The organism is Novosphingobium sp. NFX11, assembly GCF_057376415.1.
In genome coordinates, this window is record NZ_CP080384.1 from 297,018 (window position 1) to 320,466 (window position 23,449).

The 23,449-nt window shown below is 67.0% G+C and carries 15 protein-coding genes, 4 pseudogenes and 1 riboswitch; of the genes and pseudogenes, 12 read left to right on the top strand and 7 right to left on the bottom strand.

Translation table 11 applies throughout. The annotated features are described in order from the left end of the window. The first annotated feature begins 2 nt into the window (after positions 1-2). Genes pstB through phoB form a run of 3 tightly spaced genes read left to right on the top strand, consistent with a single transcriptional unit; the run spans position 3 to position 2,177 of the window. The gene (pstB, locus tag KZO24_RS01460) at positions 3-764 is read left to right on the top strand and encodes a phosphate ABC transporter ATP-binding protein PstB (RefSeq protein ID WP_008828291.1); all 762 of its coding nucleotides are present in this window, start codon (positions 3-5) and stop codon (positions 762-764) included. A 25-nt stretch (positions 765-789) separates the two neighbouring features. Further along, entirely contained in the window at positions 790-1,491 is a 702-nt protein-coding gene (phoU, locus tag KZO24_RS01465) for a phosphate signaling complex protein PhoU (protein WP_271184563.1), read from the top strand. Further along, on the top strand, positions 1,488-2,177 hold the full coding sequence (phoB, locus tag KZO24_RS01470) for a phosphate regulon transcriptional regulator PhoB (RefSeq protein ID WP_008828293.1): 690 nt from the start codon (positions 1,488-1,490) through the stop codon (positions 2,175-2,177). The genes phoU and phoB overlap by 4 nt, the downstream gene beginning before the upstream one ends. 166 nt (positions 2,178-2,343) lie before the next feature. Here the strand turns inward: phoB and KZO24_RS01475 are convergent, their stop codons facing one another. From KZO24_RS01475 to KZO24_RS01485, 3 genes are all read right to left on the bottom strand, one after another. Next, complete coding sequence (locus KZO24_RS01475; RefSeq protein ID WP_036526437.1) at positions 2,344-2,919, bottom strand: TMEM165/GDT1 family protein; 576 nt, start codon at positions 2,917-2,919, stop codon at positions 2,344-2,346. A 15-nt stretch (positions 2,920-2,934) separates the two neighbouring features. Then, positions 2,935-3,133, bottom strand: a riboswitch (yybP-ykoY riboswitch). Between the two features lie 98 nt (positions 3,134-3,231). Further along, entirely contained in the window at positions 3,232-5,907 is a 2,676-nt protein-coding gene (locus KZO24_RS01480) for a TonB-dependent receptor domain-containing protein (RefSeq protein ID WP_271184564.1), read from the bottom strand. A 90-nt stretch (positions 5,908-5,997) separates the two neighbouring features. Further along, complete coding sequence (locus KZO24_RS01485) at positions 5,998-7,596, bottom strand: hypothetical protein (RefSeq protein ID WP_271184565.1); 1,599 nt, start codon at positions 7,594-7,596, stop codon at positions 5,998-6,000. A 316-nt stretch (positions 7,597-7,912) separates the two neighbouring features. Between KZO24_RS01485 and KZO24_RS01490 the strand changes: the two genes are divergently transcribed. The 8 genes and pseudogenes from KZO24_RS01490 (at position 7,913) to virB11 (ending at position 15,942) form a co-directional block, all read left to right on the top strand. Then, positions 7,913-8,287, top strand: coding sequence for a hypothetical protein (locus KZO24_RS01490; RefSeq protein ID WP_486486746.1), 375 nt, complete (start codon positions 7,913-7,915; stop codon positions 8,285-8,287). A gap of 284 nt (positions 8,288-8,571) precedes the next feature. After that, positions 8,572-8,916, top strand: coding sequence for a TrbC/VirB2 family type IV secretion system protein (locus KZO24_RS01495; RefSeq protein ID WP_008831074.1), 345 nt, complete (start codon positions 8,572-8,574; stop codon positions 8,914-8,916). Between the two features lie 18 nt (positions 8,917-8,934). After that, a complete protein-coding gene (locus KZO24_RS01500; RefSeq protein ID WP_008831075.1) occupies positions 8,935-9,216 on the top strand; it encodes a VirB3 family type IV secretion system protein in 282 nt (93 codons plus the stop codon). A gap of 31 nt (positions 9,217-9,247) precedes the next feature. Then, positions 9,248-11,665, top strand: coding sequence for a VirB4 family type IV secretion/conjugal transfer ATPase (locus KZO24_RS01505; protein WP_486486747.1), 2,418 nt, complete (start codon positions 9,248-9,250; stop codon positions 11,663-11,665). Between the two features lie 5 nt (positions 11,666-11,670). Continuing rightward, a pseudogene (locus KZO24_RS01510) lies at positions 11,671-12,916 on the top strand (TrbL/VirB6 family protein). Further along, positions 12,913-13,782 carry a TrbG/VirB9 family P-type conjugative transfer protein gene (locus KZO24_RS01515; protein ID WP_271184568.1) on the top strand — a complete coding sequence of 290 codons (870 nt, stop codon included), beginning with the start codon at positions 12,913-12,915 and terminating at the stop codon, positions 13,780-13,782. The pseudogene KZO24_RS01510 and the gene KZO24_RS01515 overlap by 4 nt, the downstream one beginning before the upstream one ends. Positions 13,783-13,785: 3 nt before the next feature. Beyond that, positions 13,786-14,886 carry a TrbI/VirB10 family protein gene (locus tag KZO24_RS01520; RefSeq protein WP_008831079.1) on the top strand — a complete coding sequence of 367 codons (1,101 nt, stop codon included), beginning with the start codon at positions 13,786-13,788 and terminating at the stop codon, positions 14,884-14,886. A 6-nt stretch (positions 14,887-14,892) separates the two neighbouring features. Further along, entirely contained in the window at positions 14,893-15,942 is a 1,050-nt protein-coding gene (virB11, locus tag KZO24_RS01525; protein WP_271184569.1) for a P-type DNA transfer ATPase VirB11, read from the top strand. Positions 15,943-16,060: 118 nt separating this feature from the next. Here virB11 and KZO24_RS01530 read toward each other — a convergent pair whose 3' ends face one another. The 4 genes and pseudogenes from KZO24_RS01530 to KZO24_RS01545 form a co-directional block, all read right to left on the bottom strand. After that, positions 16,061-17,128, bottom strand: coding sequence for a Ppx/GppA family phosphatase (locus tag KZO24_RS01530; RefSeq protein ID WP_486487212.1), 1,068 nt, complete (start codon positions 17,126-17,128; stop codon positions 16,061-16,063). 42 nt (positions 17,129-17,170) lie between these two features. After that, positions 17,171-17,236 (bottom strand): annotated as a pseudogene (locus tag KZO24_RS01535) (hypothetical protein); the annotation flags it as partial. 80 nt (positions 17,237-17,316) lie between these two features. After that, a pseudogene (locus tag KZO24_RS01540) lies at positions 17,317-17,568 on the bottom strand (Ppx/GppA family phosphatase); the annotation flags it as partial. 191 nt (positions 17,569-17,759) lie between these two features. After that, positions 17,760-19,931, bottom strand: a complete 2,172-nt coding sequence (locus tag KZO24_RS01545) for an RNA degradosome polyphosphate kinase (RefSeq protein ID WP_008831082.1) — start codon at positions 19,929-19,931, stop codon at positions 17,760-17,762. Positions 19,932-20,054: 123 nt separating this feature from the next. Here KZO24_RS01545 and KZO24_RS01550 point away from each other — a divergent pair. After that, positions 20,055-23,422: pseudogene (locus KZO24_RS01550) on the top strand (transglutaminase family protein). Positions 23,423-23,449: the final 27 nt, after the last annotated feature.

A 23,449-nucleotide genomic window follows, 5' to 3' on the forward strand; every position in this document is an offset into this window, starting at 1 on the left:
CCATGACCGAAGCAAAAATCACGGCTCGCAACGTCGACGTCTTCTACGGACAGAAGAAGGCGATCAACGACGTCTCGATCGACATCGACAACGGGATCGTCACTGCCTTCATCGGCCCCTCGGGCTGCGGCAAGTCGACGTTCCTGCGCACCCTCAACCGCATGAACGACACGATCGCCGGTGCCCGCGTCGACGGCCAGATCCTGCTCGACGGCGAGGATATCTATGCGTCCACCATGGACTCGGTCGCGCTGCGCGCCCGCGTCGGCATGGTGTTCCAGAAGCCGAACCCGTTCCCCAAGTCGATCTACGAGAACATCGCCTACGGCCCGCGCATCCACGGCCTCGCCAGCGCGAAGTCCGACATGGACCGCATCGTCGAGAACGCGCTGACCAAGGCGGGCCTCTGGGAAGAGGTCAAGGATCGCCTGACCGACGCCGGCACCGCGCTTTCGGGCGGCCAGCAGCAGCGCCTGTGCATCGCGCGCGCCATCGCCGTGAGCCCCGAAGTCATCCTCATGGACGAGCCGTGCTCCGCGCTCGACCCGATCGCCACCGCGCGCATCGAGGAACTGATCGACGAGCTGAAGGAGAGCTTCGCCATCGTCATCGTCACCCACTCGATGCAGCAGGCCGCGCGCGTGTCGCAGCGCACCGCCTTCTTCCACCTCGGCAGCATGGTGGAGTACGGCGAGACCGACCAGATCTTCACCAATCCGCGCGAAACGCGCACCAAGGACTACATCACCGGCCGCTACGGCTGAGTGTTGGCATAAGCAGGGACACGCCATGGTAGACCATACCGTCAAGGCCTTCGACTCCGAGATCGGGCAGCTTCGCGGCCTCGTCGCCGAAATGGGCGGGCTCGCCGAAGTCGCGATCCGCGACGCCATCACCGCGCTCGTCCATCATGACGAGGAACTGGCCGCGCAAGTCGTCGCCGCCGACGCCCGGCTTGATGCGCTGGAGGCCGAAGTGGACCGTCTTGCGGTTCGCACGATCGCCCTGCGCGCGCCGATGGCCGACGATCTGCGCGACGTCATCGCCGCGCTCAAGATCTCGGGCGTGATCGAGCGCATCGGTGATTACGCCAAGAACATCGCCAAACGCGTCAATGCGCTGGAAGGCCGCACCAAGATCGATCCGGTCACGCTGGTCCCGGCCATGGCCGAGATCGCCGAGTCCATGGTGCGCGATGTATTGAACGCCTACGGCTCGCGCGATGCGCAGCTGGCGGTGGAGGTCATCAAGCGCGACCAGAAGCTGGACCAGTTCTACAACACGCTGTTCCGTTCGCTGCTGACGCACATGATGGAGAACCCGGCGACGATCACCAGCGCCGCGCAACTTCTCTTCATCGCCCGCAATCTTGAGCGCATCGGCGACCATGCCACCAACGTGGCCGAAATGGTCTACTACGCCGCGACCGGCGAATACTGCACGGAGCGCGACTCTTTGACGGATGATACCAGCTCGGGAATGCTGTCGTGAGCGCGGCCTCGATCCTCGTCGTCGAAGACGACGTCGCCCTCAGCGAACTGCTGACCTGGAACCTCTCGGCCGAAGGCTACGACGTGCGTTCCACGCCCGACGGTGAGGAAGCCCTCGTCATGGTGCGCGAGCAGACGCCCGACGCCATCGTGCTCGACTGGATGATCGAGCAGGTGCCCGGCATCGAGGTTTGCCGCCAGCTGCGCAAGGACAAGGAAACCGCCTCGGTCCCGATCATCATGCTCACCGCACGCGGCGAGGAAGAGGACATGATCCGCGGTCTCAAGACCGGCGCTGACGACTATGTCACCAAGCCGTTCTCGCCGCGCGAGCTGATGGCCCGCATCGAGGCGCTGCTGCGCCGCGCGCGCCCGTCGCTGGCGGGAAGTGTGCTGTCGTGGGGGGATATCGAACTCGACGCCACCAGCCACCGCGTGCGTCGCGGCGGCGAGGCGCTGCATCTGGGCCCGACCGAGTTCCGCCTGCTGCGCTACTTCATGGAGCGTCCGAACCGCGTGGTCTCGCGCCAGCAGATCCTCGACGGCGTCTGGGGTATGGACTCCGACATCGACGAGCGCACGGTGGACGTTCACATCCGCCGCCTGCGCAAGGCGATCAACCGCGACGGCGAGACCGATCCGATCCGCACCGTGCGTGCGGCGGGGTATGCGATGGACGTGGCCTGATCGCTCGACGTCCCGGACCTGTCCCGGGACGGGTGGCGGCGAGGCACTAGGATCGCCTGAATACTTTCGTCATTGCTTCGCTGCGCTCGCAATGACGATAGGGTGGCAATCGTGGCTGGGGTATGATGAAACGAAGGGGCCGCCTTGCCGCGGCCCCTTCGTCGTTTCAGCCCAGCAGGCCCGCCGTCTGTGCGAGCAGCCACAGGCCGATCACCAGGAACAGCAGCGCCGCCACCGTACGCACGACGTTCAGCGGCACCTTCTTGATGAGGGCATTGCCGAGGAACACCGCCGGCACGTTGGCGATCATCATGCCGATGGTGGTGCCCATCATCACCGGCACCACGCTCTGGAAGCGGGCGCCCAGCGCGATCGTGGCGATCTGGGTCTTGTCGCCCATCTCGACCAGGAAGAAGGCGATGGCGGTCGCCAGGAAGGGGCCGAAGCGGCTCGGCTTGGCCTCTTCGTCTTCATCGAACTTGTCGGGGATCAGCGTCCAGCCGGCCATCAGAATGAAGCTGGCGGCGACGAGGTAGCGGAACCACTGCCCGTCGAGGAAGGCGGCCGCCTGCTCGCCCACCAGTGCGGCAAGGAAATGGTTGGCGATCGTCGCCACGAAGATGCCCGCCACGATCGGCCAGGGCCGCTTGAAGCGCGTGGCGAGGACGATGGCGAGAAGCTGGGTCTTGTCGCCGATCTCGGCGAGGGCGACCACGGCGGTCGATGTAAGCAGGGCTTCCAAGGTCATGGTTCTTTCGGGCCGGGCGGAAACGAAACGCAACGACGCATTCGGTAATCCGCCCGGCCGAGCGAAACCGCATGCGTCATTGGTCTCGCCCGAACGGTATTCCCGTCCTCCTGCGCGCCATGGCCTCTCGACCAAGTGTGTTGACGGCAGGTCCCGCGAAATGCGCGGGCGGCTACTCCCCAGATGACTGACCCGCGCTTACCGGTGTTTGCCGACTTTGCAAAGGGCAAAGAAGGGCCCGGTCGCTGGGCGACCGGGCCATGAGGTTGCCGTCGGGAGGGCAGGTGCCTCCCCGGAAAAGACGGCTTAGAAAGTGACCGAAGCCGAAAGCGAGAACACGCGGCCCACGTCGTACGTATTGACCTGGATGCGGCCGCCTTCGAAGTCTTGGTATTCCGAGTGTTTACGCCCCGTGAGGTTGCGCGCCTCGAACTTCAGTTCGACCTCTGTACCCGCCAGTTCGATGCCCTGGCGCGCCACGAAGTCGATCGTGAAGCCGGGGTTCTCGAAAATGTCGTTCTGGCCCGACTGATTGAGGCCGCGGCTCGTCACGCGCTTGCTGGCGTAGTTGAACAGGAAGGTCTGCTGCGAGAGCCCGTCCTGCTGCTCGAGGCCGAGCTGCACGTTGGCGATATGCTCCGACTGGCCGGTGAGCGGCGCGCCGTCGCGGAAGTAGTCGAGCGCATTGTTGGTCGAGGCGCCGTACACCGCCGTCGTGTCACCCTGCTTCACGCTGAGCTTGGACTTGGTGTAGGTGTAGTTCGCCGCCAGCAGCAGGCGGCGATCGGCGAAGAGGTCGAAGTATTTCTGCAGTTCGACTTCGGCACCGTATAGGTTGGCCGAGGGCGCGTTGGCATACGTCGTCACGAAGTCGCTGCCCGGACGGACCAGGAACGTTTCGATCGGGTTTTCCAGACGCTTGAAGAAGGCGCCGACCGAGACCTTGTCCTTCGTGCTCATGTAATACTCGAAACGCGCCTCGGCGTTGTAGAGCTGGCTGTCCTTCAGCAGCGGGTTACCGCGATAGCTGCGGTTGCTGTCGGGGTCGAAGAAGGTTTGATAGAGCAGCTCGCGGAATTGCGGGCGCGCGATCGTCTTCGAACCGTTGACGCGCAGCTGCATGCCCGGCTGCAGCTCGTACGTGAGCGTCAGTGCGGGTAGCCAGTATTCGCGTTCGAGGTTGGTATCGGGGATGGCCGTGCCGGTGGCAGCGATGGGCACTACACCCGCGAACTGGGTGGCGTATTCCCAGCGTACGCCGAGATCGAAGCTGAGGGCGTCGGTGACCTGGCCGTTCAGCTTGGCATACCATGCATGGTTGTTCAGCTTGGCGTCGAATACCGCACCGGCATAATCGATCTCGTTGGTCAGCAGGTGGTAGTCCACCGCCCCGTCGGTCGCCTGGTCGATGAAGAACATGCCGGGCTGGAACAGCACGTCCGGCCGCAGCAGGCCGAAGGTGCTGATCAGGCGCGTATCGCCCTGCGCACGGATCTGGAACGAGCGGCGCGAGGTACGGCGATCGTTGAGCTGGTAGGCATAGCCCACCGTGCCTTGCCAGCCCGCACCGAAGGTGTGCGACAAGTCGGCACCCGCCGACCAGACGTCTTCGTCGAGGTTCGAGAAGTCGACCGTCGCGTCACCCTGGTTGCCGCCGTCGAGGCGGTTGATGAACTGGTCGCCGTTGGTGCCGCTGTTGAGGCGGACGTATTGCAGCGAGATCTCGTAAGGCGCCTTGCGCTTGGAGTTGGCGTAGCCGCCGCGCACGTCCAGCTCGGTGTCGCTGCCCAGCTTGAACTCGCCCACCAGCTGGGTGTCCATCAGCTGACGCTCGTACCAGCCGGTATCCTGGTACAGGTAGTCGATCGTCGGCGTGGCGTTCTGGTAGCCCAGCGAAAGCGAGGCGCGCTTGACCGTGTCGTGGATGTACACGTTGGTCCAGCGGATCTTGTTGTCGCCCCACTCGAGGCCGACGCCGAGCATGGCGTTGGCGACGATGCGGTTCTCGGTGACGACTTGCTGGAAGTCCTGCTCGCGCGTGTCGTAGTCGAGACCGGCGATGCGCTGGGTGGTGATGTCCTTGGTCTGCAGCTTGTTCGAGTAGCTGGCCGCTCCGATCACGCCGAGGCGGACCTCCCCGATATCGGCGTAAGTACCCGCCGAAAGGCTGCCCGAGAAGTTGACCGGGAGGTGATCGTCCCTCTGGACCACGGCGTTGCGGCCGTTGAACAGCGTGCTGCCGATGGCGCGCGCCTGGTCGCTCGTGCCGTCGAGCAGGGTTCCGCTGCCGAGATAGTCCTTCATCTCGACGGACTTGTTGCGGTTGCCGTTGTCGTAGCCCGTCCAGTCGGTCTTGCTGCCGTAGTAGGTGTAGCCGAGCTTGTTGGTCGTCTCGGTATCCCACGAGGCGCCGCCGCCGATCGTCAGGAACGGCTTGTCGGGCACGGCGCGGGTGGTCAGGTTGATGACGCCGCCGCCGAATTCGCCGGGGAAGTTCGCCGAGTAGCTCTTCTGGACGAGCGAGGAGGCGATGATGCTGGTGGGGAACAGGTCCAGCGGGACGACGCGCTTGAGCGGCTCGGGGCTGGGCAGCGGCGAGCCGTTGAGCAGGGCCAGCGAATAGCGATCGCCGAGGCCGCGCACATAGACGTAGCCGTTGCCGACCACCGAAAGGCCGGTCACGCGGCCGAGGGCGCCGGCGATGTCGCCTTCGCCGGTGCGCGCGATTTCCTCGTTCGAGAGGACCGAGACGACCTGCGGGGCATAGCGCTGCACATTGCGCGAGCGCTGGCCGGTGACGAGAATCTCGCCGCCCGGGATCGAGACGTCGGGGGCGTCGCCCTCTTCCGGATCCTGGTCGGCGGGCGCTGTGCTGCCGGTCGAGGTGTTGTCGGTCGTGGTGCTGTCCTGCGCCCATGCCATCGTTGGCATGGTCATCGCGCTGGAAAGCAGCAGCGCCGCTACGAGCCGCGGCTTGGTCATTTGGTGTCCCCCTAGAACAGAGAAATTGGATGCAAATGAGGGGACGGCCTTCGCGGACCGCCCCCTTTCGTTCGACTAAGGGCGGTTGCCTCAGGTGACCGGCAGGGCCGTGCAGGCGCTGTTCGAACCGAAGTTCGCGGTCGCGGTGTCGCAGGTCCAGCCGCGATACCAGATGTCGGCAGCGTCCTTGACGGCGCCGATGTAGGTTACGGCGTCGAAATAGCTCGAGAGCGACTTGATGTTGGCATAGGCCACCACACCGGCTTCGTTGGCGCCGTTCACGAACGTGCTCGCCAGCGTCGAGGTGAAGGCGGCGTTGTTGTTCGAACCGGCGTTGAAGGCGGCCTGGACGTCGGCGTTGGCGTAGCTGCCGGTGCCGAGGAACGCGCCCGAGCTGGCGCAGGTCATGACGACCGACTGCGCGGTCAGCGTCGCACGGGTGGCGGTGGTGCCGGTGCCGTTGACGCGGATGCACTCGTCCTGCGGCGCGTAGACCACACCGTTGACCAGGGTGAGGTCGGCGTTGCCGCGTGCGAAGATCGCCGCGTTGTTCGAGTTGTTGTTCACGCCGGTCTGGATGGCGGTGAAGTTGGCCACGACGGTGCGCTGGCGCGGCGTCTGGTCTTCGTTGTTGTTGCTGTCGACTTCCATCAGCGAGTCGCCGTCGGCCGCGCGCTGCGCGATGATGACGTACTGGAAGTTGCCCTGCAGGCCGGTGTCGATGTCGAGGCTGTCGTCGTCGGCGTTGACGGCGATGTAGTGCTTCATGTTGACCGCGCCGCCGAAGAATTCAGCGCCGTCGTCCGAGCTGTTCACGCTCTGGATGTATTCCAGCGTAGTGCCGGTGCCGGTGCCTTCGGTCGTCAGCGCCTGCAGTTCGGTGTTCGAACCCAGGACGTAGCCCGAGAAGCGGATCTGGACATACTTCATGATGCCCGCGTTGTAGGTGTTGTCCTTGCCGCCAAAGACAGCCGGGTTGGCCGAACCTTCGGTGTCGCGCTCGCAGGTTCCGGCAGTGGTGGAACCGCCCGCGGTGCAGTCGGTGATGATGCCGCGGCCCATCAGCACGATGCCGCCCCAGCGGCCGTCGGTGGCTTCGGTCGCAGTGCCGCGCACGTTCTCGTACGTGGTGAAGATGATCGGCTGCGCGAGGGTACCCTCGGCGTTGATCTTGTTGCCGCGGTTGACCGCGAGCCATGCCGGGTCGGCGCCGTTCTGGCCGTAGACGATCACGCCCGGCTCGATGGTGAGCGTGACGTTGGTGTCTGCGGTCAGCGAGCGGCCACCGCAGCTCAGCGTCGTGGTGGAGAACGGGGCACCCGTGGTCGGGGCGGTCAGGCCGCCGTCGCAGCCGACATCGACGCGGCCGTTCATGCGGTAGAGGACGCCGTCAACCTTGGGCAGCGTGGTGCTGGCGTCGATCAGCGAGGGCAGGGTGCAGACGCGCCAGGTGCCTTCCGGACCGCTGACGGTGCCGCTGTTGGTCAGGCCGCCGGTGGCGCCGATCGCCGGGCAGTCCGTCGCCGCCTCGACCAGGCCGGTGCCGGGGGTCGGAGTGGGGGTCGGCGTCGGATTGGTGATGTCGACATCGATCGAGCCGGCGCCCGGCGAGGAGATGTCGTCGGCGCCGCAGCCGGCGAGAGCGAGAGCGCTGCAGCCCATGAGCAGCAGACCGGAAATTTTCTTCACGATGAATCCCCGTGTGTTCAGGCGTGTTCAGGTCGAACAGATCGAACGGGGGCGATCACGATTCCGCCCCTCGCTGATCGAGGCCTCTAGGCCGCGCGAGTGACGCTTTGTTGGCATTACAATGACATTAATGTGCACTTACACGACGGTGATGTGACGTTGCGAATTAGCCGCAGGTTAGCTGCCCATCGAGTCGGTGGTGATTTTTGCGATCACAGGTTGATTGCAGTTTTATGACACTAGCGTCATTTTGTTGATGGGTGGCGATTTCCGGCAGACGATGACGGGGTCGACATAGTCCACGGGAGAAATCGCAATGTCCCTTACCGCACTCGCCGCCGCCGTTCTGATGGGTCAGTCTGCGTTTTCGCTCGTCGTCGAGCGGCCGGCATCGCAGGCCCATGACGTCGCCTATGCGGAACTCGCCTCGGGCCGCACGCAGCAGGCGATCACCAAGCTCGAGGCCGACGGCGGCGCCAGGTCGGACGATCCGGCCACGCTCATCAACCTCGGGGCCGCCTATGCCCGCACCGGAATGAGCGGCAAGGCGCTGTCCGCCTTCCGCGCGGCGGTATCGACGCCGGTGCGCTACGATCTCGAACTGGCTGACGGAACCTGGGTCGATCCGCGCTTCGCGGCGCGGCGTGCGCTCAGCGGCCTGCTGGCGGCGAACCGCATGGCCTCACGCTGACATCCGGTTTCCGGCGGGGATGAGGGGGCGTTCCGAAAGGGGCGCCCCTTTTCCTCGCCCTCTCCCGATCATTGGCTCGACGATCCCCGGTGCACAAGCCGGGTCCTTCGAGGTCGCAGCAGCCACGACGGCGTCCCCATATGTATAAAGCCAGTCGCCGCGTGGCTGCCCTGAAATAAAACCGTCATCCGTTCATCATCTGCGACGAGATTTGCGACGGCTTGGCAGCACTGTCGTCACACACCTGTCATCCTGCTAGCGCACTGCGCGCTCATACGGAGGGTATGGTGATTCGATACGCACATCTTCGCAGCCGTTTCGCGCGCTGCTTCTACGCAGTTTCAGCCGTGGTCGCGGCCCAGCTTTCGCCTTCGCTGGCCCATGCTCAGGCCGTTGCGGCCGATCCTGCCGGTTCCGGCCCCATCGTCGCGGCACTCGGCTGGCTGCAGGGTACGCTGCTCGGCAACGTGGCGACCGCGGTTGCCGTCATGGCGGTGGCGGCCGTCGGTTTCATGATGCTGACCGGCCGGATGAACTGGCGCTTCGGCGCGACCGTGATCATCGGCGTGTTCATCCTGTTCGGCGCGGGTGCGATCGTGACCGGCATCCAGTCGGCGGCAGTGGGCTGAGCGCATGAGCCCGATCCTATGACTTTGGCCCGCTATCCGGTTCACCGCGCGCTGACCCGCCCGCAGATGTTCGCGGGCGTGACTTACAGCTTTTTCATTATCAATTTCGCCGTGGTGACCGAGATATTCCTCATCACCAAGAGCTTCTGGACGCTGCCGGTCATGCTGGTGATCCACGGCATCGGCTATCTCGCGTGCCTGCGCGAGCCGCGGGTGTTCGATCTGTGGATCGCCAAGGTCAGCAAGTGCCCGCGCGTCGCCAACTGGCAGCGCTGGGGCTGCAACAGCTACGCGCCGTAAGCGACTGCGTGCGCGGGGGACGACAGTTTTTATGGCCAAGAGCTTCAAATCGCCGTTGAAGGGCTGGGGAGCCAAGGAAGTGCTCGCCGGCGACCGCCTGCCTTACGCCGGGCTCGTGGACGATAACGTCGTGCGCCTGCGCGACGGCTCGGTCATGCTCTCGCTCATGGTGCCCGGCCTCGCGTTCGAGACCGCCGACAGCGACGAACTCAACGCTCATGTCGCCACGCGCGAGGTGCTGCTGCGCTCATCGCTCGATGCGCGCTTCGTGCTCTATCACCACGTCATCCGCCGCCGCGTCGAGATCGAGATGGCGGCGCAGTTCGACGATCCGCTCGCCGCGCATATCGACGCGCGCTGGCGGGCGCGCACGGGTTCGGGCGCGCTGTTCGTCAACGACCAGTTCATTACCCTGGTGCGCCGTCCGGCGCGCGGCAAGGCGGGCTGGGCGGACAAGCTCAGCCGCTTCATGAAGAACAAGGGTGCGGAAAACGCCGAGGTCGATCCTGGCGACGTTCGAGCGCTCAAGGCCGCAGCTGCGGCGATGGTCGCCTCGCTTGGCGCCTATGGAGCGCGCCTGCTGGGCGACTACGATGCGCCTGCGGGCCGCTGCTCGGAAGTGCTCGAACTGCTCTCGGCGCTCTACAACGGCGAGATGCGCCCGGTGCGTCGTCCCTCGGACGAGACCGACATCGGCCACATGCTGCCTTACCGCCGCGTCAGCTTCGGCATGGACGCGCTGGAACTGCGCGGGGCGACCGGCGGTACCTTCGGCTCGATCGTTTCCCTGAAGGACTATCCCGATTCGACTGCGCCGGGCCTCACCGACGCACTGCTGCGCCTGCCTTGCGAAATGGTGCTGACCGAAACATACGCTCCGGCCGACCGCCAGATCGCGCGCGAACGCATCGACCTCTCGATCCGCCGCCTGCGCAGCGCCGATGAGGAAGCAGTGGCCGAGCGCCGCGAAATGTCCGCCGCGCGCGATGCGCTGGGCACCGGCTCGGTCGGTTTCGGCGATCATCACCTCTCGGTTCTGGTCCGCGCCGATCTGCTCGATGCGCTGGACGAGGTTACCGCGATGTGCGCCGCCTCGCTGGCCGATGCGGGCGCCGTCGCGGTGCGCGAGGAAGTGAACCTCGAACCCGCGTTCTGGGGCCAGCTTCCCGGCAACGAGAGCTTCATCGTGCGCCGCGCGCTGATCTCCAGCGCCAACATGGCCTGTTTCGGCTCCTTGCACGGTTTCGCGATGGGGCAGGCGAGCGGCAATCACTGGGGCGACGCGGTCACGCTGCTGTCCACCACCAGCTCGACGCCGTTCTTCTTCAACTTCCACCAGGGCGACCTCGGTAACTTCACCGTCATCGGTCCGTCGGGTTCGGGTAAAACGGTCGTCATGAACTTCCTCGCCGCGCAGGCGCAGAAGTTCGGCCCTCGCACCATCCTGTTCGACAAGGACCGCGGCGCCGAAGTGTTCCTGCGCGGTATCGGCGGCACCTACAGCCGCGTCGCGGCGGGCCATCCGACGGGGTTCAACCCGCTCGCGCTGCCCGATACCGCCCACAACCGCGCCTTCCTGCGCGACTGGCTCGGTGTCCTGCTCGCAGCCAAGGGACCGGAAGAACTCTCGACGATCGCCAGTGCGGTCGACGCGGCCTATCACAACGATCCGTCGCTGCGCCGCCTCTCGCACTTCCGCGAGCTGCTGGCGGGCGCGCGCCGTCCGGAACCGGGCGACCTCGCCTCACGCCTCGACGCCTGGCTGCAGGGCGGCGAGCATGGCTGGCTGTTCGACAACCAGCACGACCGTCTGGACCTGAGCCAGCGCGTGCTCGGCTTCGACATGACCGCGCTGCTGGAAAGCCCGCGCCTGCGCACGCCGGTCATGATGTACCTGTTCCACCGCATCGACGAGCGCCTCGACGGCGAGCCGACGATGATCCTGATCGACGAGGGTTGGAAGGCGCTCGACGATGAGGTCTTCGCCGCGCGTATCCGCGACTGGCTCAAGACGCTGCGCAAGCGCAACGCGCTGGTCGGCTTCGCGACCCAGTCGGCGCGCGACGCGCTGGATTCGAAGATCGCCACCGCCCTTGTCGAGCAGACCGCGACGATGGTGTTCATGCCCAATTCGCGTGCGCGGGCCGAAGATTATTGCGAGGGCTTCGGCCTGTCGCAGCACGAACTCGACGTCATCCGCACGCTGCCCGCGCATTCGCGCTGCTTCCTGATCCGCCAGTCGGACTCCTCGGTGGTGGTCCGCCTCGACCTTTCGGGCATGCCCGAGGTGCTCACCGTCCTGTCGGGCCGCGAGAGCACCGTGCGCAAGCTCGACACCCTGCGCGAACGCTACGGCGATGCGCCGGAAAGCTGGTATCCGGTGCTCACCGGCATGCAGTGGCCGGGGGAACTGGACGAAGACGCGCCCTGGACGGCGGCGGCGGAGTAAGCCTCATGGCGAACGCCTGCGAACAGCTCACCGAATACGCTTCCGCCGGGGTCGCCCCGGCGCTGCGCGCGGTCGATTGCGTGGCGAACGAGATGGCGGCGGGCGCCTTCGGGCGGCTGTTCGGGGCAGGGGCGCGATGGCCCCGGTGCTCACGATCGTGCTGACGCTCTACATCGCGTTCTTCGCGTTCTCGCTGCTGACGGGGCGTTCCAGCCTCGGCATCTCGGCACTGAGCCCACGCATGCTGCGGCTCGGCGTGGTGCTGACCTTCGCGACGAGCTGGGTTGCCTATCAGGGCGTCGTCTGGAACCTCGCGATCGGCGGGCCGGACTGGGTCGCCGGCATGCTGATGGGCGCCAAGGGCTCGGCGACGCAGCTGTTCGGCGACCGCATCGACATCGTCTTCTCCGCGATCAACCAGATTTCCGAAGCGACCTCGCAAGGCGCGCAGGCGGCCAAGGAGGGCGGCGAAGCTGCTGGCGGAGCCGCAGGCGCGGCCATCGCCGCCAAGGGCGCGGGCGGGCTGTTCACGCCCGAAAGCGTCATGTGGATGGGCGCGCTGTTGCTGCTGCTCGGCACCGTGGGCGTGCTGCTCACGGCGCGCATCGCGCTGGCGGTGCTGCTCGCGCTCGGGCCGATCTTCGTGGTCATGGCGCTGTTCGGCGGCACGCGCGGCCTCACCGCGGGCTGGCTCCGCGGCGTCGTGCTGACCGCGATCACGCCGCTCTTCGTGGTGCTCGGCGGCGGTATCACGCTGGAACTGCTGGTGCCGATCATCTCGGGCCTGGTCGAAAGCGCCAATGCGGGCGAGATCGACGGGCGCGGTGCGATGGCGTTCTTCCTCGTCGCCTCGGTCCACGTCGCGCTGATGGTCATGGTGGTGAAGGTCGCCGCGACGATGGTGACCGGCTGGCAGGTCTTCGGCCTTGGCGCTTCCGAGCGTGATCGCGACGCGCCGCAGGGCCACGCCGCTGCTCCGGCCCCGGCCGCCGCGCCCGCATCCTCTGTATCCGCCTACCAGAGCCGCACCTCGACCGTATCTGCCGCTGCCGCGGCGGCGGGTGCTTCGGTGACGGGTGGCGAGAGTGCAGCACGTTCAAGCGACCGGCGAACCGTGGTAACCCAAGTCGTGGGCGGGGAATCGAACCTCTGCGTCAGGGCGATTCGGCCACGCGCGCCAAGGGGATCGGCAGCCGGTTCCGCAGTGCCTCGAACGACACCGGCAAGTTGCCGAAGGAGAAGACACGATGACCCGCGCAACGCTGCGCAAGACCGTCCTTGCGGGCAGCCTGATGGCGCTCGCGCTGGCGGCTCCCGCCCGGGCGGACGACCGCTTGCTCGCCCACGCCTACAGCGAGAGCGAAGTCGTGCGCATCGACGGCAAGGCCGGCGTGCAGGCGACCATCGCCTTCGGCGAGGGCGAGGCGATCGAGAACGTCGCGGTCGGCGATTCGCAGGCCTGGCAGATCACGCCGAACAAGCGCGCCGACCTGCTCTTCGTGAAGCCGCTCGAAGCCACCGCGCGCACCAACATGACGGTGGTGACCAACCGCCACACCTATTTCTTCGACCTCGTCGCCTCGACTAAGGCGAGGCCGCTCTACATGCTGCGCTTCACCTACAAGGATGAGCCCAAGCCGCAGGCCGCGCCTGCCGCGGCAGGGCTGGATGCATCCGAGGCCGGGCTGGCGCTGGGCGACCCTTCCGCCGTGCCCGCCGATCCGGCTGCGCTGAACTTCGCATGGAAGCGCGTCGGTCCGGAAAAGCTGCTGCCTTCGCGCATCTATGACGACGGCCAGTCGACCTACCTGCTGTGGCCGGAGCAGACTTCGGTTCCCGCGATCCTCGTGACCAACGAGAAGGGTGACGAAGGCCCGGTGAACTATGCGGTGCGGGGCGCGACGATCGTGATCGACGACGTGCCGAACACGCTGATCCTGCGTTCCGGCAAGACCAAGGCGGAACTGGTGAACACGCTGCCGCTCTCCTCGCGCCCGGCCAAGCCCCAACCTGCGTCGGTCGCTCCAGCAACAGCGCCGACTGTCGCGGCGAATTCGCCTGCACCGCAAGCTGCGCCGACTGTCGCTCCCACTGCACCCACGTCACAGGGAAACTGATCCATGGCGCCGAATTCCTCGTCCAACTCGGCCTTTCGTGAGCGCTTTTCCGGCGATGCGGCTACCGACCCGCGTGAGGGCGAAGGTGCGCAGGTCATCGATCTGGCGACGCGCAACGTCCTGCCGCAAGTCACCCAGCGCAAGAAGGCCGACGGCCTCGGCCTTGCCGCCGGTGTGCTGATCGTGGCGGCGCTCGGCGGCCTGACGCTGTGGTCGATGGATTCGGCCCGCAACGGCACTGCCGACCTCAAGCCCGCCGCACCCGCGCCGCAGCCCGCAGCGCCCGTCGCCGTCCCCGCGGCCGTGGCGCCTGCCGTTCCGGCCCCGATGCCCGCGCCGCTTCCGGCCCCTGCGCCCGCCCCGGTGCTGGCCGCCGCGCCGGGGACCGAGATCGCACCTCAGGCCAACCGCTTCGCCAGCCCGACCGTCGTGTTCGACGCGGGCACCGGCGCTGCCGTGCCCGTCGCGGGTGTCGCCGGAGAAGTCGCCAAGGCAGGCGGCGGGACCGCCAACGACGACTTCGCTGCGCGCATCGGCGGCCCCGGCTCGACCGCATCGGCCGCACGTTCGTTCGATCCGGCCACCACGGTGACGCAGGGCACGCTGATCCCCGCCGTGCTGGAAACCGCGATCGACACCGACGTCCCCGGCTACGTGCGCGCCATCGTCTCGACCGACGTGCGCAGCTTCGACGGCAAGCGCGTGCTCGTCCCGCGCTCCTCGCGCCTGATCGGCCAGTACAAGAGCGGGCTGACGGCGGGCCAGAAGCGCGCCTACGTGATCTGGAGCCGCCTGATCCGTCCGGACGGCGTCTCGGTGAACCTCGGCTCGCCCGCCATCGCGTTCGGCGGCGAGACCGGCCTGCCGGGCAAGGTCAACACGCACTTCTTCGAACGCTTCGGCTCGGCGATGCTGCTCTCGGTAGTCGGCGGGCTGACGACGCTGGCGTCGAGCGGTTCCAACGTCGTCATCGGCGGCGGCACTTCGGCGGCCTCGGCGGCGGTGCAGAGCGGGTCGAGCATCGGCCCGACCATCCGCGTGCGCCAGGGCGAGCCGATCCGCGTGTTCACCGCCAAGGACTTGGACTTCAGCGCGGTTCAGTGAGCGATCATGGCCGAAGTCCTCACCTTGCAGCCTGCTGCTGCGCATGCGTCCGTGACTGTGGCGCCCATGGCTGACACGCCCATCCATGCGGAGCCGCGCAGCGTCTATCTCGACGCCTACCTCGCGCCGCTGCGCCCGTGGCTCGACAAGGAGACGGTGACCGAAATCCTCGTCAACCGCCCCGGCGAGATCTGGGTGGAAGACGCGGCGCTGTCCGGCATGCAGTGCATCGCGCTGCCGCAGATGGACAACCGCCTGCTGCAGCGTCTCGCGGAGCAGGTCGCGCGGATCAGCCACCAGGGCATCAATCGCGAGCATCCGCTGCTCTCGGCGACGCTTCCGGCTTATGGCGGGCACTCCGGCGCGCGTATCCAGCTGGTCGGGCCGCCCGCCACGCGCGCGAACTGGGCGCTGGCGATCCGTCGGCATCGATTGCTGGAACTGCCGCTCGACGCCTACGATCGCGGCCCGATCCCGCCGCATATCGAGGAACCCGCGCCCGACGCCATGCTGGAGCCGATCGCCTTCCTGCGCGACGCGATCCGGCGGCGTCGGACGATCCTGATCTCGGGCGGCACTTCGACCGGCAAGACGACGTTTCTCAATGCGATGCTGTCCGAAATCCCGCAGCATGAGCGCGTGGTGCTGGTGGAGGATACCGCCGAACTGCGCCTGCCGGGCGCGAACGGCGTCGGCCTCATCGCGGTGAAGGGCGAACTGGGCGAGGCCAAGGTCTCGGCCAACGACCTCCTGCAAGCGGCGCTGCGCCTGCGTCCCGACCGCATCGTGCTGGGCGAACTGCGCGGCACCGAGACGGTCAGCTTCCTGCGCGCCATCAACACGGGCCACCCGGGTTCGTTCTCGACCGTCCACGCGAACACTCCGCGCGGCGCGCTGGAGCAGATCGCGCTGATGTCGATGCAGACCGGTATCGGCCTGACCCGCGCGGAGACGCTGGAATATGCGTCCTCGGTGATCGACATCGTGGTGCAGCTCGACCGCAGCGGCGGCAAGCGCGGCATCTCGGCGATCGCGGAGAGCAAGACGCTGGTGTAAGCGGCAAGCGCTCGTCATTGCGAGCGTAGCGAAGCAATCCAGTGCAGTTGAACGCCGCCCTGGATTGCTTCGCTATGCTCGCAATGACGAAAGTGGGGGAGAAGGCGCTCGGGTGGGGTTATCCCTCGATCACAGCCCCTTGCGCATCCTGCACCCGGCATCCCAGCCCCAGCCAGTCGGCCAGCGCTTTCAGGTCCTTGCCGTTGCCCGCGCCGTAGAGCGGCCGCACGGCGTCCTGCACGGTCAGCACCAGCGTGCCCTGCTCCACGGCCAGCGAGGTCGCGGCAAGACCGCCCGCAACGCCGCCGGTCAGGCGTCGGCACAGTCGCACCGCGAGGCCCCAGCCGATCGCGCGGCGCAAGTCCTCGTCGCTGGCCAGCTTGGTGAACTGCGGCGGCACCTCGGTCTCGCCGGAGTTCGCAAAGACGGTCATCGCCATCATGCCGCGCCCGCGCATGTCGAGGCCGATCCAGCGCTTGCGCAGGGCCCAGGTAAGCGCTTCCTCGGTGCGCATGTTCGGTTCGGTGCGCATCGCTGCAAGGGCGAGCAGGCTGGCGGCCTTGCGCAAGTCGGCGTCGGCCCGGGCCTGCGTGCAGGCGGGGGCAGTCCATTCGGCGATGCGCACGGCGTCGTCGGCGCTGACGCGGGCGGTCTGCGCGAAGTCGGCGACGCTCGCCAGCATCGGGCTTTCCTGACGGATGCTCTCGGGAAGCTGCATGTGCAGCAGCCCTTCGCGCAGGCCCCACGACGAGAAGATCAGGCGCGAGGGATGCAGTTGCCCGACCATCTGCGCCATCAGCGCGGCGGCGTCGGGCAGGGTGGTAAGGCGCGAGGCGGAGATGCGCGGATCGGGGTTCTCGAGCTTGCCCTTGGCGAACTGCCGGGCGAGATGCATCGCCTCGGACGGGGCGAGTTCGAAGCCGTGCGGATCGTCCACCGGCCAGTCGAGCACGCGCATCGCCTGCAGCGCCAGCGCGCGCCACGAACCGCCGACGATGTAGAGCGGTATCCCGCGGCCGCCGTGGTGACCATTGACGCCCCAGCCCCGCGCGGAAAGGCCGTCGCGCACGGCAGCGGCGAACTTCTGCTGGCCCAGCGCGCGCAGGTCCGGCAGGCGCAGGGTGCCGAAGGGAAGGGTGATCCCGCCCGGAGCGATGCCCCCGGGCACCGCCGCGTCGATCTCCACCAGTTCGAGGCTGCCGCCGCCGAGGTCGGCCGCGATGCCGCGCGCGCCGGGGAAGGCGGCGATGACGCCGGTGGCGCTGGCGCGGGCTTCCTCCTCGCCGGAAAGCAGGCGGGGGAGAGACCGAAGCCGCGCACGGCCTCAAGGAATGCTGGTCCATTGGAGGCATCGCGCGCGGCGGCGGTGGCGACGCATTCGACGTCGTCCACCCCCTGCAGCCGCAGCAGCGTGGCGAATCGCGCCAGCGCGGCGAGGGCCGTGCGCATCGACTTCTCGCCGATCGCGCCGGTGCGGCCGAGGTCCTTGCCGAGTCGGGCGTTGACCTTCTCGTTGAGCACGACGACCGGCGAACGCGGCGGCCCGTTGTAGACGACGAGGCGTACCGTGTTCGATCCGATGTCGATGATGGCGCGCCGGGCGCTGGACTGGCTGATGCCGATCATTCTGGTCAATACTTACCACAAGGGCCCAAGGTTGCGAGGCGCTCTTTAGAGCGGCGCTGACGCAAGGTGAAGTGTGAGGGGCCACATTTGTCCCCTCTCTCGTCATCTTTGCGCGGGAATGTGAACCTGTCGTTCGTCATTGCGAGCGCGGCTTCGCTGCGCTCGCAATGACGAAGGGGCTGGGCATCGTGTCAGATGTTGCCACGCCTCAGCGACAGCTTCGGCACCTTTCGTCCACTGTCGAGTGCCGCGCCGCGTCCGGAGAGTGACGGGTTGGTCATGAAATAGCGGTGGAGATTGAAGGGGTTCTCCACTTCGCCGACGCGGTCGTAGGACCCGTCGGGTGCCAGATCCCACGACTGTTCGGAGTCCAGCAGGTTCGCCAGCATGACCTGGTCGAGCACCTGGTCGTGCACCGTCTTGTTGCGGATCGGCAGCAGCACTTCGACGCGGCGGTCGAGGTTGCGGCTCATGCCGTCGGCCGAGGTGATGAACAGCTTGGCGCGACGGTTCGGCAGGTAGGCGCCGTTGGCGAAAGCCCAGATACGCGCGTGTTCGAGGAAGCGGCCGATGATCGACTTGACCGCGATGTTCTCCGACAGGCCCGGCACGCCCGGACGCAGGCAGCAGATGCCGCGCACGACGAGGTCGATGTCCACGCCCGCCCGGCTGGCGGCATAGAGGCGGTCGATCAGGTCGGGGTCGGTCAGCGAGTTCAGCTTGGCCCAGATCGCCGCGGGCTTGCCGGCTTCGGCATTGGCGATCTCGGCGTCGATGCAGTCGTTGAGGGTCGAGCGCAGCGAGATCGGCGAGATCGAGAGCATTTCGAGGCTCTTGGGCTCGACGTAGCCGGTGATGAAGTTGAACAGGCGCACCACGTCGCGTCCCGCCGCCGGTTCGGCGGTGAAGTACGACAAGTCGGTATACACGCGCGCGGTGATCGGGTGGTAGTTGCCGGTGCCGAAGTGGCAGTAGGTCCGGTACGAACCGTTCTCGCGCCGCACCACCGCCGAGACCTTGGCGTGGGTCTTCCAGTCGACGAAGCCGTAGATCACCTGGACGCCCGCGCGTTCGAGCTGGCTGGCCCAGAGAAGGTTCTGTTCCTCGTCGAAGCGGGCTTTCAGTTCGACCACGGCGGTCACCGACTTGCCCTGCTCGGCCGCCTGGATCAGCGCCGAGATGATCGCCGACTGCTTGCCCGCGCGGTAGAGCGTCTGCTTGATCGCCACCACGTCCGGGTCGAGCGCGGCCTGGCGCAGGAAGTCGATGACGACCTCGAAGCTCTCGTAAGGATGCTGGACGACGATGTCCTTCTCGCGGATCGCCGCGAAGATGTCGCCGTCATGTTCCAGGATGCGCTCGGGGTAGCGCGGGGTGTAGGGCTCGAACTTCAGCTCGGGCCGGTCCTCGTCGCAGATCGCCGACAGGCCCGAGAAGCCGATGATGCCGTCGGTCTTCATGATGAGGGCCTTGTCGAGGCCCAGCTGCGTGCGCAGGATTTCCTCGGCGGCCGGGTCGAACTTGCCCTGCAACTGCAGCACGATGACGAGACCGCGGCGGCGGCGCTGGATCGCGGTGCGGAAGTAGCGCACGAGGTCCTCGGCGTCTTCCTCGACCTCGAGGTCGCTGTCGCGCAGGATGCGGAACACGCCGTGGCCGTTGAAGCGGAAGCCGGGGAACAGTTCCTCGGTGTTGCGGCAGATCAGGTCCTCGATCGAGATCCAGGATGCCTCGGCGCCCGGAATGCGCACGAAGCGCGGCAGCGGCGAGGGGATCAGCACCATCTCCATCACCGATGCCTCGTCGGCCTCGCGCGTCAGCGAGAACAGTACGCCGATGCCCTGGTTGGCGACGAAGGGGAAGGGGTGCGCCGGGTCGATCGCCTGCGGGGTGATCACCGGCATGACCTGTTCGATGAAGTATTCGCGCAGCCACTTCTCGCGCTCGCGGTCGAGCTTGTCATCCTCGCCGACGACGGTGATGCCTGCTTCGCCAAGCTGGGTCTTGAGGGTGGACCAGGTTTCCTGCTGGATTCGCTCCAGCTCCATCACCTTTTCGTGCGTGACCGCGATCGCCTGCGACGGGGTGAGGCCGTCCATCGAGATTTCCTCGATCTGGCGGCGCACCTGAGCGTGGAAGCCGGCAACGCGCACCATCAGGAACTCGTCGATGTTGTTGCCCGAGATCGACAGGAAGCGCAGTCGCTCCAGCAACGGATAGTTCGGGTTGCAGGCCTCGGCCAGCACGCGCTCGTTGAAGGCGAGCCAGCTCAGTTCGCGGTTGAAGTAGCGCGAAGGCAGGGTGGCGAGGTCTTCGGTTTCCTCCACGTCCTGCGCGGGTTCGTTGGCGGTCAGCATGTCCATGGTATTCACGAGAAGCCCTTTCGCACGCAAGAATGACACAAGTGCGACGGTGTGGGGAAGGTTTTACGCCCACTGTTGAACAATCGTTGCAGCGCAGCATTGAATCGCGCACACTCCGTTTCGATGATCAAGGCAGCCCTGCACCATCTCACCCGCTACCGCTATTCGCGGCGCATCCGTCTCGGCCCCCAGGTCATCCGGCTTCGCCCGGCGCCGCACAGTCGGACGGAGGTGCCCAACTACTCGCTGAAGATCAGCCCGCCCGAGCATTTCCTGAACTGGCAGCAGGACCCGCACGGCAACTGGCTGGCGCGCGTGGTGTTTCCCGATCCGGTCGATCATTTCTCGATCGAGGTCGATTTGCTGGCGGAACTGGCCGTCATCAACCCGTTCGACTTCTTCGTGGAGCCGGAGGCGGAGGAATATCCCTTCGCTTATTCGGAAGGCATGAAAGCGGACCTTTCCGCCTATTTCGAGGTCGAGGAGCAAGGCCCGCTGTTCGAGGCGCTGGTGGCCCAGCATGCCGACTACGAAGGCCGCACGGTCGATTTCCTCGTCGACATCAACAGCCGCCTGCAGCAGCGCATCGACTACGTGATCCGCATGGAGCAGGGCGTGATGACGCCCGAGGAGACGCTGAAGGTCGGCATCGGATCGTGCCGCGATTCGGCGTGGCTGCTGGTGCAGCTGCTGCGCCGCCTCGGCTTCGCGGCGCGGTTCGTGTCCGGCTATTCGATCCAGCTGGTCGCCGACGTGCTGCCCAAGGAAGGGCCGGTCGGCGTGCTGGAGGACGTCACCGACCTCCACGCCTGGGCCGAGGCCTATGTCCCCGGCGCGGGCTGGATCGCGCTCGACGCGACGTCCGGCATGTTCGCGGGCGAGGGGCATATTCCCTTGTGCGCCGCGCCGCATTACCGCTCCGCCACCCCGATCGAGGGCATGGCCGAGCCCGCCGAAGTCGATTTCGACTTCAAGATGAACGTCAGCCGCATCGCCGAAGCGGTGCGCATCACCAAGCCTTTCACCGACGAGCGCTGGGACGGCCTGCTGGCGCTGGGCGACAAGGTGGACGCGGACCTCACCGCCTGGGGCGTCAACCTGACGATGGGCGGCGAGCCGACCTTCATCGCCGCCACCGACTTCGAGGCGCCCGAGTGGAACAGCGCCGCGGTCGGCCCGACCAAGGCTGCCTATGCAGACAAGCTGATCCGCCTGCTGCGCGCGAAGTTCGCGCCGGGATCGCTGCTCCACCACGGGCAGGGCAAGTGGTATCCCGGAGAGACGCTGCCGCGCTGGGGCTACTCGATCTACTGGCGCAAGGACGGCGTGCCGATCTGGCATGACGACAGCCTGATCGCGGGGAGAAGCCGCTGGAGAAGGACGGCGATCCCGATCCGGTGCCCACCATCGACGTGCTCGCCGCCGCCAACCTGCTGGCCGGCGCGGCGCAGGGGCTGGGGCTGGAGCGCGGCTACGTCCAGCCGGTGTTCGAGGATCGCGGCGTCTGGATGCTGCGCGAGGACGAACTGCCGGTGAACACCACGCCGCTCGACCCTGCGATCGAGGACGAGGAACTGGCCCGCCGCTTCCGCCGCACGTATCGGCGCGGGGTGGAGCAGCCGGTCGGCGTCGTCCTGCCGGTGCAGCGCTGGAACGCGAAGGACAAGTCCGCGCCGCGCTGGAAGAGCGAATACTGGCGCGTGCGCAAGGGCGTGCTGACGGCGGTTCCGGGCGATTCCGCGCTGGGTTATCGCCTGCCGCTGGGCTCGCTGCCCTATGTGGCGCCGGCCGACTTTCCCTACATCCACCCGCGCGACACGGCAGAGCCGCGCCAACCCCTCGCCGATTTCCGTCTCCAGGCGATCGAGCGCGGCAATCAGGGGCGCGAGGTCGGCACGGCGCAGCGTTCCCAGGCGGTGCCGGAGCCGCACAGCTTTACCGGTCCGGCGGTCGATCAGGACATCATCGAGGGCGCCGTGCGCACGGCCGTCACGGTCGAGCCTCGCGGCGATTACCTGGCCGTGTTCATTCCCCCGGTTGAGGCGCTGGAGGACTACCTCGAACTCGTCGCCGCGATCGAGGCGGTGGCCGAGGTGCAGAAGCTGCCGATCCGGATCGAGGGCTATGCGCCGCCGCCGGACCCGCGCCTAATGGTGCTCAAGGTCACGCCCGATCCCGGCGTCATCGAAGTCAACATCCATCCTTCCGCCAGCTGGCGCGAGACGGTGGAGATCACCGAGACGCTCTACGACTGCGCGCGCGAGATCGGGTTGACCGCCGACAAGTTCATGGTCGACGGCCGCTCGATCGGCACCGGCGGCGGCAATCACATCGTGCTGGGCGGGCCGACCTTGCTCGACAGCCCGTTCATCCGCCGCCCGGACCTGCTCAAGAGCTTCGTCACCTACTGGCAGCGGCATCCCTCGCTCAGCTACCTGTTCTCCGGCCTGTTCATCGGCCCGACCAGCCAGGCGCCGCGCATCGACGAGGCTCGGCACGACGCGCTCTACGAACTGGAAATCGCGCTCTCGCAGGTGCCCGGTCCGCACATGCAGCAGCCCGCGCCGTGGGTGGTGGACCGCCTGTTCCGCAACCTTCTGGTGGACGTGACCGGCAACACCCACCGCACCGAGATCTGCATCGACAAGCTGTTCTCGCCCGATGGCCCGACCGGCCGCCTCGGCCTCGTCGAGTTCCGGGGCTTCGAGATGCCGCCCGAGGGCCGCATGTCCTGCGCCCAGCAGCTGCTTCTGCGCGCGCTGACGGCGTGGTTCTGGCGCGAGCCGGTGGAAGGCCCGCTGGTGCGCTGGGGCACGCAGCTGCATGACCGCTTCATGCTCGGCCATTACGTCTGGGCCGATTTCCTCGACGTGCTGGATGACCTGCGCCGCGCCGGGTACGACTTCGACCCGTCGTGGTTCGAGGCGCAGCGCATGTTCCGCTTCCCGGTCCACGGCGAGGTCGAGGGCGGCGGCGTCAACCTCCAGATCAGCCACGCGCTCGAACCGTGGAACGTGCTGGGCGAAACCGGGGCGATCGGTGGCACCGTGCGCTACGTGGACAGCTCCACCGAGCGCCTGCAGGTCAAGGCGACGGGGCTTGTCGAAGGCCGTCACGTCATCACCTGCAACGGCCGCCGCGTGCCGCTGACCAAGGTGGCGCACGGCGAAGGCGTGGGCGGCGTGCGCTACAAGGCGTGGTGGCCGTCGGAGAGCATGCATCCGATGCTGCCGCCGCATGCGCCGCTGACCTTCGACATCTACGACTTGTGGAACGGCCGCTCGCTGGGCGGCTGCGTCTATCAGGTCGCGCATCCGGGCGGGCGCAGCTACGACACGGTGCCGGTCAACGACTACGAGGCCGAGGCCCGGCGCAAGGCGCGGTTCCAGGATCACGGCCACTCTCCGGGGCCGCTGCCGGTGCCTGCGGAGGAACTGCCGAGTGAATTTCCCTACACTCTCGACCTCAGGCGGCCCTCGCGGCTAATGTAGGGGCATGTTCGAGGGGTGCAGCGCGCA

Coding starts and splice junctions, on each gene's coding strand:
- pstB (WP_008828291.1), top strand. CDS start 3: ATGACCGAAGCAAAAATCACGGCTCGCAACGTCGACGTCTTCTACGGA.
- KZO24_RS01490 (WP_486486746.1), top strand. CDS start 7,913: ATGTCCCTTACCGCACTCGCCGCCGCCGTTCTGATGGGTCAGTCTGCG.
- KZO24_RS01500 (WP_008831075.1), top strand. CDS start 8,935: ATGACTTTGGCCCGCTATCCGGTTCACCGCGCGCTGACCCGCCCGCAG.
- KZO24_RS01505 (WP_486486747.1), top strand. CDS start 9,248: ATGGCCAAGAGCTTCAAATCGCCGTTGAAGGGCTGGGGAGCCAAGGAA.
- KZO24_RS01545 (WP_008831082.1), bottom strand. CDS start 19,931: ATGGACATGCTGACCGCCAACGAACCCGCGCAGGACGTGGAGGAAACC.
- KZO24_RS01495 (WP_008831074.1), top strand. CDS start 8,572: ATGGTGATTCGATACGCACATCTTCGCAGCCGTTTCGCGCGCTGCTTC.
- KZO24_RS01515 (WP_271184568.1), top strand. CDS start 12,913: ATGACCCGCGCAACGCTGCGCAAGACCGTCCTTGCGGGCAGCCTGATG.
- KZO24_RS01480 (WP_271184564.1), bottom strand. CDS start 5,907: ATGACCAAGCCGCGGCTCGTAGCGGCGCTGCTGCTTTCCAGCGCGATG.
- KZO24_RS01520 (WP_008831079.1), top strand. CDS start 13,786: ATGGCGCCGAATTCCTCGTCCAACTCGGCCTTTCGTGAGCGCTTTTCC.
- phoU (WP_271184563.1), top strand. CDS start 790: ATGGTAGACCATACCGTCAAGGCCTTCGACTCCGAGATCGGGCAGCTT.
- virB11 (WP_271184569.1), top strand. CDS start 14,893: ATGGCCGAAGTCCTCACCTTGCAGCCTGCTGCTGCGCATGCGTCCGTG.